General features: G+C 63.0%; 9 protein-coding genes and 2 pseudogenes. 1 reads left to right on the forward strand and 10 read right to left on the reverse strand.

Annotated elements, in window-relative coordinates; genetic code table 11:
* Positions 1–102: 102 nt before the first annotated feature.
* Positions 103–1,080, reverse strand: coding sequence for a LysR family transcriptional regulator (locus tag K0H47_RS12860; protein ID WP_219272831.1), 978 nt, complete (start codon positions 1,078–1,080; stop codon positions 103–105).
* Between K0H47_RS12860 and K0H47_RS31410 the strand changes: the two are divergent.
* A pseudogene (locus tag K0H47_RS31410) lies at positions 1,079–1,342 on the forward strand (hypothetical protein); the annotation flags it as partial. The gene K0H47_RS12860 and the pseudogene K0H47_RS31410 sit on opposite strands and share 2 nt — an antisense overlap.
* On the opposite strand, the pseudogene K0H47_RS31415 reads toward K0H47_RS31410, so the two are convergent.
* The 9 genes and pseudogenes from K0H47_RS31415 to K0H47_RS12905 all read right to left on the reverse strand — a co-directional run.
* Positions 1,271–1,690, reverse strand: a pseudogene (locus K0H47_RS31415) (peptidylprolyl isomerase); the annotation flags it as partial. The pseudogenes K0H47_RS31410 and K0H47_RS31415 overlap by 72 nt on opposite strands.
* A 374-nt stretch (positions 1,691–2,064) precedes the next feature.
* A complete protein-coding gene (locus K0H47_RS12870; protein WP_063029175.1) occupies positions 2,065–2,553 on the reverse strand; it encodes a YbjN domain-containing protein in 489 nt (162 codons plus the stop codon).
* Between the two features lie 20 nt (positions 2,554–2,573).
* Entirely contained in the window at positions 2,574–3,200 is a 627-nt protein-coding gene (locus tag K0H47_RS12875; RefSeq protein WP_219272835.1) for a coiled-coil domain-containing protein 22, read from the reverse strand.
* A 17-nt stretch (positions 3,201–3,217) separates the two neighbouring features.
* Entirely contained in the window at positions 3,218–4,918 is a 1,701-nt protein-coding gene (locus tag K0H47_RS12880; RefSeq protein ID WP_201142595.1) for a putative porin, read from the reverse strand.
* A gap of 41 nt (positions 4,919–4,959) precedes the next feature.
* A complete protein-coding gene (locus tag K0H47_RS12885; RefSeq protein WP_219272837.1) occupies positions 4,960–5,667 on the reverse strand; it encodes an energy transducer TonB in 708 nt (235 codons plus the stop codon).
* 3 nt (positions 5,668–5,670) lie between these two features.
* Positions 5,671–6,096, reverse strand: coding sequence for a biopolymer transporter ExbD (locus K0H47_RS12890; RefSeq protein WP_003211540.1), 426 nt, complete (start codon positions 6,094–6,096; stop codon positions 5,671–5,673).
* 11 nt (positions 6,097–6,107) lie between these two features.
* Positions 6,108–7,907 (reverse strand): DUF2341 domain-containing protein, encoded by a 1,800-nt coding sequence (locus K0H47_RS12895; RefSeq protein ID WP_219272838.1) that lies wholly within the window; start codon positions 7,905–7,907, stop codon positions 6,108–6,110.
* Between the two features lie 24 nt (positions 7,908–7,931).
* On the reverse strand, positions 7,932–9,515 hold the full coding sequence (locus K0H47_RS12900) for a ShlB/FhaC/HecB family hemolysin secretion/activation protein (RefSeq protein WP_219272840.1): 1,584 nt from the start codon (positions 9,513–9,515) through the stop codon (positions 7,932–7,934).
* A gap of 59 nt (positions 9,516–9,574) precedes the next feature.
* Positions 9,575–10,168 carry a transposase gene (locus K0H47_RS12905; protein ID WP_219272841.1) on the reverse strand — a complete coding sequence of 198 codons (594 nt, stop codon included), beginning with the start codon at positions 10,166–10,168 and terminating at the stop codon, positions 9,575–9,577.
* Between the last annotated feature and the right edge of the window lie 345 nt (positions 10,169–10,513).

Raw genomic sequence — 10,513 nt, forward strand, 5'->3', positions numbered from 1 at the left:
TGCTTACTTTGGGCTGGGCCGGCATTCCGGCTTTTCCAAAGTGAGTCGCTGTAAGAGCGAAACCATAAGCAGCCGTTACCGAAGAAACGGATATGTACTCAATCAATCAAACCACTCCCCCCGCTCAAGAAACGTATTCCGAATCATCTCCACCACCCACCCCACCTCCTGCGGATGCCGCACCTCAGCACTCACCCCCATCCAAACCTGCCGCTGCATCCCCGCCAGAAACACCCCATCCAACGCCGTCAACCCACGATCAAAACAACTCATATACCGCGGCAACAACCCAATACACGCGCTGCACCGAATCATCTCCAGCATCAACGGATAGGCCTGCACCTGCACCACCCCCGCCAACCGCTGCTCCACCAGACTGTTCCAGGGCCGCAACGCTTCCACCTGCCGGTCCGGCTGCCACTGCACCAGCATGTAATCCGCGAGATCTTCAATGCTGTCGGGCCGCACCGCCAACCGCGAATACCGCTTGGCAATATGCGGCGAATAATCCAGCCGCGCCAACACCTCAGGCGCATCAATGGCAAAGCTCGGCCCGGCCCCCGGCGAATCCATCCCCGACAACCACACCACCACATCCGCATCCAACGCCTGCAACCCCAACTCGCTGTCGATGGAAATAATCTCCAACCGCACACTCGCATTGCGCCGCAGCAGCGCAATCAGGTCGCGCCCCAGAATGTCATGCAGGATCGACTCGGCAACCGCCAGGCGAATCAACGGTTGCTCCAGTACCGGCAAGCGTCGCTCATGGGACAGGGCAATCAGTTGCGCCTGCAGCTGCTGCCCTTCACGACTCAGGGTCAGGACATTGCCCTGATAGCTGAACAGCGAACGCCGCAGCTGCTCTTCCAGTTGCGCCAGGCGCTTGCGCAATTGCGTGGCCTTGATATTGAGGCTGCGAGCCGCCTGCATGAAACACCCACAGCGCGCGCTGATCAGGAAATATTGCGCCACCTCGGGTTCGATGGTGGCCGCCACGGCCAGCCAGGCCTCGCGGGACTCTGTCAGCCCGCGATAGGGCGTGGTGCCGTGGGGTACAGCCGGGTCAAGAAATACCATGGGAGACTCCCTGTCTTGTGGGTACTGTGCATCCAATGCAGTGAGACGTTTTTTACTCGAGCACCTTGTTCAGCTCGGCACCGTCGATGCTCAAGGTGGCGGTATTCAGCATGCCTTCCAGGTAGGCCTTGGCGATTTGCTCCTGGCGTTGCGCACGCAGGGCTTCGGTCAGGCGGCCCCGCAGTTCATCCAGCGTGGCGGTGCGCGCCGGTTGTTGCCCGGTGAGCTTGAGCACGTGAAAACCCGCGGCACTTTGCACCGGCTCGGACACCGCGCCCGTCTTGAGTCGCGCCACCACACTGCGCATTTCGGGCACCAGTTGCTGCAATGGCTGCATCCCGGAATCGCCACCGCGCCGGGCGCTGTCGGGGTCCTGGGAATATTGGCTGGCCAACGCGGCAAACTCGCCTGGCGAGGCTTGCGCCTTGCGGCTTAATTCCTGCGCTTGACGGCGTACGGTGTCGACGGCTTGGGGGTCGGTCACGGCCAGGAAAATCTGGCTTACCTGGTACAACGGCGGTGTCACCCATTGCGCCTTGCCGCTGTCATAGGCTTGCTGCATTTCGGCGGCGCTGGGGTAATCCGCCGGCACCTGGCTGACCGACAGCATGTAGTCGCGAAACACGATCTGTTCGGCGGCGGCGCGGGTTTGCTGCTCCACTTCCGGGCGCTGGCGCCAGCCCTGGGCATCGGCCTGTTCAAGCACGGCCTTTTGCGCCAGGCGTGAACGCAGCCAGGTTTCCAGGGCGCCACGGTTGCCACGCAGTTGCTCGCGGGTTTCAACCGGCAAGGCAGCCAGCACCGACTTGAGCTCGGTGAGGTCGATCTGCTGGTTGCCCAGGCGCGCCACCGCCGGCCTGTCCTTCACGGCCACCGGCGCCGGCTGCTGGGCTGCGACCGGGTCACTGCCCGGTCGCAGGCTCAACCCCACCGCGACCGCCAGCACCACCAGGGCGCCGGCGCCGACCACCAGGGTTGGTTTCTTCACAGGGCAGGCGCCTCTTCACGGGCATCGACAGCAGGCGCGGCGTCGGCCTGGGCCTGAAGCTGGGCGGCCTGCTGGCTGTATTCACGCAGGTAGACGATGAATTCCTGCAGCAGCCGGTCCCACAGTTCCAGCTGGTTGCGCAGGTACGGGGCGCCCACGCCGGCGGCCACCACATCCATCTCCATCAGCAGGAACTCACCCTGCAACGACAAGCGGGCAAAACGCCGGGAAGCGTTCCAGACCTGGGCCAAACCCTCGGGCAACTCGCCCTGCACCCGCAACGCGCAGCTGTAGGTGAAGTCCACGTAGCTGCCCTGCTCTGCCGCCGGGTTGCCGAAACGCACGGCAAAGCCAATGCCCTGGCTGGCGCTGAGCAATTGCACGATACCGTTCTGCTCGGTGTGGTTGACCCGGTAGCCGGCTTCCTGCAGCAGCTCGGTCAAGGCATGCGGGGTCACGCTGGTGATCAGTTGTACGTCGCTCATAGTGGTCTCTTCCTTGTTGATCAATGATTAGTGACGGTCTGTGGAGCATCGAACCGATTAAGGTATAGACCATCACCAAAACCCTGGGCGAGTTCCTCGAACTTGACCCGGGTGCTGCTGGCGAACGGTTGGCGGATGCTCATCACGTCGGCCACGTCGATTTTTTCATAGGCGCTCAGCAATTGCTGGGCCACGCCGTACATCTGTTGATTCTTGGCTGAACATTGCTGCACTTGTGTGTCACGTTCCGTAAGTTGCGCCTGCAAGCGCGCCCGCTCGGTTTCTTTGCCCCGGGCGATCACCAGCAAATCTTCATAGGCTTTCTTGAACTTGCCCACCTGTTCATTGCTGGCGGCCACCTGAGCCTGGGCCTGGCTGTGCAGGTTCTGTTGCTGGCCGACCAGTTGCTCAGCCACGCCCCGGGACTTTTCCAGCTCGGCGGTCAGTTGCTTGATCTGCGCCTGAGCCTGCTTGGCCTGGGTTTCGGCGGCGATACGCGCGGCACTGGCCTGGGCCTGCTCGCTTTGCAGCGCCTGCAACTGCTGGGTAGTGCTGCGCAGTTGGGTGCGCAGGCGCTCCTCCATGCCTTCAGCCGAAGCGCCGGTGGTGACGAGCAGCAAAAGCAGGCCGCAAAATCGCGTGTTCATGAGCTTTCTCCGGCGCATCAGAAGCGCGTGTTGAGTTCCAGTTGCATGACATCCACTTCAAACGGCGCGCCATACACTTCGGAGGCACTGAGCCAACGGGCGCTGGCGTAGATGTTCTTGTCGAGGCCGTAGTTGGCACCGATGAAATAGCCCTTGGCGTTGGTGCCGCCGAGGTGGAAGGAGGAGTCGTTGAAGCCGTCCGGCAAGGCATCCGGCTGGATGTATTTGTAGCCGGCCAGCACGTTCCAGTCGCCCTTCCTGCGCATCTCCAGCGCACTGCCGAGGGTGAACTGCACCAGCAATGCGTTGCCGCCGCTTTCAAACTGGCCGTCGCTGTTGAGGTTGTTGACGATCTGGCCTTCGCTGCGCTTGAGCATCTCGCCCTTGTCGTAGGCCAGGTTGTGAATGAAGTTGGTCTGGCTGCGCAGCTTGAGGTCTTCCGGCAGCTCGCTGTCCCACGCCAGGTTCAGGTCCAGCACATTGAACTTGGACGCCAGGCCGACGAATTGCGGTTGCGGGGTCAGGCCCGGTGTCGCCGGGTTGGGGGCGATGTCCCGCAGCAGGAATACGCTGTTGCCCTTCTGCATGAAAGCCAGGCGCGTGCCGTCGGTGTCGCACGCCGGCTGGCCGGCCCACGGCGAGCAAGGGCTGGAGCGTTCGCCCTGGATGTCACCGAAGTGGTAGTAGGCCATCGAGCCTTTCAGGCTGTTGCTGCGGTTGATCTTCCAGTCGGCGCCGATCTGCCCGCCGAACATCCATTTGTTTTCACTCTCGTCCTTGTCGAAACCGTTGGTGGTGGCCGTGTCGGGGCTGTACTCCACCGGGAATGCGCCGAGGGTGCCGAACAGGCCCCAGTCGCTGTTGAGCTTGTGGTTGAAGATCGCCGCCACACCGTCGAAGTTGAGGTCGCCGGAATACATCATGTCGGTGGAATAAAACGGGTTGGCGAAGCGCCCGGCGGTCAGGGTCATGTAGTCGGTGGTTTTCCAGGTGAGGTAACCCTGGTCGAGCCAGATGTCCTTCTTGCCAAAGCCGCCGCCCAACGTTTGGGTGGTGGACACCGGGTTGTTGTCGTTGCCGGTGCCGAGGCGAATGCCGGCGGTCCATTCCGGCGAGATCACGGCCTTCATGCCCAGGCGGGCGCGCAGGCGGAACAGGTTCTCGCGGTCTTCGCGGGTGTTGAGCAACGGCGGCAGTTGGGTGTTGGTGTTCTTGTTGACGTCGTAGGGCCCGTTTTGATTGAGCTTGGCGTAATCGACGATTTCGTTGCTGTTGTTGCCCGAGAAATAGCGCGACTCATCCCGCAGGCGGATGTCGCCGTCGAAGCTGATGCGCGAGACCCAGTCCGGAAAGGTGTTGGGCTGGGCCCAGTTTTCCTGCTTGGCGGTGGCCATGACCTCGGCCTTGACCTGGTCGCGAATCTGGTCGCGCACCGCTGCCGGCACGTACTGCACCCGCACATCGCCGGGGGCCGCAGTTGGACCTGCCGCTACTGCTGTGGCGGTGCTGGCCTGGCGTGCCTGCTGGGCTTCTTTTTCAGCCTGGGCGATCAGTCCGTCGGCCTGTTCCTGCTTGAGCACACCTTGCTGCACCAGCAGGCGGATCAGGTTGATCGTGGCGTTTTCCGAAGGCGCTGCCGTGGCTGCCGTCGCCTGGCCGACCAGGGTCGCGATGACCATGCCGACCGCCAGGGTCAATCGATTCACGTGGGAAATCATCTGCACACAACTCCTGTAGAAAACTGCAAAAAAGGGTTCGATCAATCCGGGCGCCGGCCCTTGAGGGACAGGCGTACCGGCAGGGTCAATGACGCGGGTGTGCGTTCCTTCAGGCGCGGTGTGGCGCGCAATGCGGCCAGCACCTGAGCGTCGGTCTCGGTGTCGCCGCTGGACTTGGCCAGCTCCACGCGGGTCACCTCGCCGTCTGCGCTCAGCCACAGGTCGGCCTGCACCGTGTAGGCCTTCTTGCGCAACTCCGGGTCTTCCCGCAGCAGGCGCTGAAAGACACCGGCCAGGTACTGCTTGAACGTCCCGGTCCCCAGGCCGCCACCGCCAGAACCGGCCATGCCGCCGCCTTTGCCGGCACCGATGTTGAAACCGTCATTGCCGGACTGCGCGTCGCCGTCGATCTGCATCGGGTTGGCCAGGTCGTCCGCCGGTGAAGGCGGTGCTTCTTCCTCAGGCTTGACCTCATCCGGGGTTGGCGTGGGCTCCGGCTCGGGGACTTTCTCCTGCACCTCGGGCTCCGGTTCCTTGGGTTTTTCCGGCGGCGGTGGCGGCGGTGGCGGCAGCGGAATAATCGTCGGCACCTTGGGCGCTTCACGGCGCACGCCACTCATGTCATTGGCCCATTGCCAGAGAAACCAGGCAGCCACGGCCCCCAGCAGCAGGCCAATGCCCCACTTCAGCGGGCGTAACGGCGGCTTGTTCTTCAGCGGCGTCGGCGTGATCGGCATCTGTGCGGTCATGGCTCAGCCCTGGCTCGGTTTGCCGGTGACCAGCCCGACCTGGGACAGCTCCAGGCGACGCAGCAGGTCGAGCACTTCGATGACCTTCTGGTACTGCACCATGGCGTCGCCGCGCACGATTACCGGGAAGTCCGGGTTCAGCGCTTTCTCGATGCGCAGGCGTTCCTCCAGCTCCGGCAAGGTCACCGGGTAAGCGTCGAGAAACACCTGGCCGCCATCGTTCACCGAGATCGCCTTGGTCTTGGCCTCGGACAGCGACACCGAAGCACTGGCCTTGGGCAGGTGGATCTGGATCCCCGAGACCTGGGCGGTGGCGGTGAGGATAAACATCACCAACACCACCATCAGCACGTCCACCAGGGGCGTGATGTTGATGCTGTCGACGGGTGCGTCATCGTCATCGTCGTGGGAGGCATTCACGGAAGCCATGCTGATTCTCCTCAGGCCGGGACGTGGGCGTGGTGGTCGCGACGGTGCGCCGCTTCACTGTGCTGGCTCTCGCCGTGCATCTCCGCCAGGCGGGTGATGAACTCGTCGACGAACACGCGCATGTCGGCGCTGACTTCCTTGTTGCGGGTAATCAGGCGGTTGTAGCCAAACAGCGCCGGGATCGCGACAAACAGGCCCATGGCCGTGGCCAGCAGGGCCGCCGCCATGCCCGGAGCGATGGCGTTGATGTTCACGTCACCGGCCATCGCCGTGCCGAGGAACACCACCATGATCCCCAGCACGGTGCCGAGCAGGCCGATATACGGGCCACCGGCGATGGCGTTGGACAGGGTCGACAACTTGGCGCCGAGTTGCTGGTTTTCCCGGGTGCGCACGCCGTCCATGGAGCAACGAATGGCTTCGATGGTGGCTGCCGAGACCGACGAAGTGTCGGCGCCCTGGGCCCGGCGGGTGCGAATTTCCTTGACCGCGACCCGGTACAGGCGCCACAGCGAGGAATGGGTCAGGCGCTCGGCCAGCAACGCGTCGTCGTAGTACATCTCCAGGCGCGTACCGATCTGCGCGAACTCCTCGCGGAAGAGATCGTTGGCGGCACTCACGCGGCTGACCTGGCGGTTCTTGCGAATCATGATGAACCACGACTGGAACATCATCCCCACCAGCACCAGGATGATCACCCAGGCGTCCACCGGCACCGCCTTGAGCAGGAAACCCAGGCTGCCAAAGCCGAAGCCCGACTGTTCTTCATCCACACCATAAGTCACCAGTTTCGACTCGGCGCCCTGGGCGGTGGCATCGGCCAGCAACAGCGCTGCCGGGCGCGCGACCTTGGACAGGCGCAGCTCGTCCATGGCTCCGGTAAACGGCAGGTGACCGCCGGTGGCTTCCGGCAAATCGGCACCGATCGCCAGTTGCGAATTGAACGCCGGCATCGCCACTGCGAGGGTCGCAGTCTCACGGCCGTTGACGTACAGCGAGACCTTGTCGCCCTCGGCGGTGAACGCCAGGTGCTGCCATTGGCCCGGGTTCAGAGGCTGGGTCGAGACTGCGCGCTGGCCGTCGGTTTCAATAAACGGCATGCCCTGGTTCAAGCCCAGCAACAAGCTGTGAGCGCCCTCGCGACGGGCCATGACCAATTGCTCGCCGCCGGCCTGGTCCAGGCGCAGCCAGGCACTGAAGGTAAATGCACCGCCCGCGGCGTGTTGCAGCGACGGACTAGCGGGCAACAGCAACGGCTGGCCACTGAACTGCAGCGCACGGCCGATAACCCCGTCGATGCTCGCACCAGTGGCGTTCACGGCAGTGTTGCCATAGGCCGTGGTGTCCCGGGGCGGCGTGCCGTTGGCGCCGTCGAAGTGATAGAGCGCGGTGTAATTCGGGTCGAAAGTCAGTTGGCCGTTGGCAGTGGCCGAAGCCTTCTGGTTGCCGTAGTACATCCACAGGTCCTGGCGCTGGCCGCCTTCGACCTTGGGCACATCGACCCAGATCAGCGCCATGCCCATCAGCGGGTCGAAACTTTCGATCTGGTGATTGAACACGGTCTTGTCATCGGCGCTGACAAAGCGCAGGTCGGCGCCGTCGTCCTTGACCCCGTCAAAGGTGAAGTTGCCGGTGTGCAGGCGCACCAGCAACGCGGTACGGCCCAGGGCCTGGCTGATGGCTGCGCCCTGGGAGGTGGTGTCCACTGTGATCTGTTTACGGTAGTGCCAATCGTCCTGCCACCAGGCGTGGGCGGTGGCCGGAAGCGCGAAGCCCAGGCAGATCAACAGGCTCAGAAATAGGCGTTGCATGTCAGGAGTCTCCGAAAAAAGGGGTCAGAAAGTCGCCTGCACACTGAAGTGCAGTCGCGAGTCCTGTTTCTGGGTGTTTGGGCCGTCGAGCAGCGGGTAGCCCCAATCCAGGCTGCCGGACAACCACTTGCTCAAACTGGCGCGGGTGCCGAGGCCGACACTGGCCAGGCTGTATTCGTCTTCCTGCTCGGGCAGCGGGTCATGCAGGCGCAGGCGCGCGCCTTCGGCAAACGCGTAGAAGCGCCAGTCCTGCACGTAACTGCCGAGGAACTTGGCCAGCGAAGGCGTACGCAGCTCCTGGGAGAGCAGGTAGCCTTCATCGCCGGTGCGCTCGGCGGCGAGATAACCGCGTACCGACGTGGCGCCACCGGCGGAATATTGCTCGTTGGACACCAGCGGCCCCGAGGCCAACTGGAAGCCGGCCTTGGACGCCGATTGCCAGTCGTTGCCGAAGGTGTAGGTGTAATTCAGGTCGCCCTTGAGCACCGCAAAACTCGGGCTGGCCTTGTCGCGCTTGTACTGGAACTCCTCGGCGTCGCTGCCGTAGCCGAGGAACGCGCGTGTACCCACCACCAGGCTCAAGCCCAGCCCCAATTGCGACTGCTCGGTGTAGCGGTAGCCGTTGTAGCCGAAGGTCAGCGGTGCGTACTTCAGCGGGATATCGTCCGTGCTGCCGCCAAACTTCATCTGCTCCTCGAAGTCCTTGAAGTCGACCCCGACGGAGAACGAATTGGCCCAATTGCCACTGGCCGGCAGGCTGTAGATCGCCGACACGCCGTAGGAATGGCCCTTGCCCAACACGTTGCTGCCGCCGATGGTGGCGATGTTGCTGTCGGACTGATAACCGGAGAACTGCAGGCTCCAGCGATCAGTCAGCGGCGCGGTGTAGGCGCCCGACCAGACCTTGGCGTTGTCGCTGTCCTGGGGCGCGGTGAAGTAAGTCAGGGAAATGCTGTGGCCCAGTTGCCAGAGGTTGTCGTAACCCAGGGTGGCAACGCTGCGCAGTTCCTTGGTGTCGGCGCTGTAGTCGTTGTTCAGACCGAGGCTGGCGTGCCAGGGGTTCTGGTCTTCCACCTGCAGGTCGACGTCCATGGTGCCGGGGCGCTGGCCTTCGCGGACCAGCGGCGTGACCTGCCGCCCGGCGCTGCGATTGAGGCCGGCCAGTTGGGTTTGCACGCGGGTGAAATCCGGGACGGCGCCCTCCTTCAGGCCCGGCACTTCGTCGCGGATTTCTACCGGCGAATAGTGCTTGGCGCCGACCACGCGGACGCGGCCGACCTTGGTTTCGCTGACTTGCAGGTAGACGATACCGTCATCGACCTTCTGCTCCGGCAGTTCGACGAACACCGACTGGTAGCCGCGTTCCTGATAGATCTTCTGCAGGGCGTCCCGGGCGCCTTCGATGTCGGCGAGGGTTTTTTGCGGGCCGAGGAACGGGTACACCGCCTCTTCGATGGCGCGGGCATCGAGCACGGTGTTGCCGCGCACGAAGTACTCGTTGACGTCCACCAGCCGTGCCGGAGGCTCGCCTTCGGCCTGCGCCGGTTGCGCCAGTGCACCCAGCGTCAGCCAGCACAGCGCCAGCGTTGATTTGAACAGATGCTCCACACCGCCCCCTGGTCTACTAAGAATGATTGCCGTCGCCGTTTGCCCGGCGTTTGGCCTGTTCAATTGCTGGATATCGAGGTGTTGCCGTGCCGGGCGAGCCAGGTGTGCAGCAGGGTGAAGTTCAGGGAGAACTCCGGCATGTGCAGCAAGGCGCCACAGAACACTTCACCGATGATTTTCTGGATCAACTGCACCGCCTGCGGGTTATTCAGGAACGTGGCGATGTCGCGTTGCAGGAGGTTGATGCTCCAGACTTTCTGATTGAGGTCGAGGCCGACGAACCAGCGGAACAGCAGGTTGTAGTTGAGTTGTTCATGCAGTTGCTGTTCGTTGGGGACCGCGTACAGGAGTTGCAGCAGCAGGATCTGCAAGATGGTTTGCGGGGCGATCTGGGTGCCGGGTTCGGGCTGGAGCAGGTCGCGGTGGTGGTCGAGGATTTCGTCGATCTGCGGACGTAGCAATACCAATGAATGGCCTGCGGGGATGTAGCTGGAGACTTCCTTGAGGGCGCCTTGCCAGTCGTCCTGGGAGACGATCCATACCCACGGTGCGCCATAGCGGTAGACCGAGACCGGTTTTTTGCGCGCGGCTTCGACGATCTTTGACAGGCGCTGGTCGAGCTCCTGCATGCCGACTTTCGAGTAACGTTCCATAGTTCCCATTCGCCCCACTCCTGGCATCCTGCTTGCGCTTCTGGCATCGCCTGTTTGGCGGTGTCGAGCGCGTTACATAGCCAAGACTGGGGGCACCGGGGGCTACCGAACTTTTGTCATAAAAGCTTCTTTTTTTGGCGGGGGGTGGGGTGTGTATATCCATTATTTAGGTAACGGCTGATATGGGTTCCGCTCTTACAGCGGCTCACTTTTGAACAGCGCAAAAGTAAGCAAAACGCTCTTGCCCCACCACTCGGCACCTCGCTTAGGCTCGTTGTGCCCTCACTCCGGCTTTGGACCGTGGGCCGCCGCGATGGGCCATCCTTGGCCCAGCGCGGCTAACCC

Origin of the sequence: Pseudomonas sp. Xaverov 83 (genome assembly GCF_019352905.1) — a bacterium.
GTDB classification, from domain to species: Bacteria; Pseudomonadota; Gammaproteobacteria; order Pseudomonadales; family Pseudomonadaceae; genus Aquipseudomonas; species Aquipseudomonas yamanorum.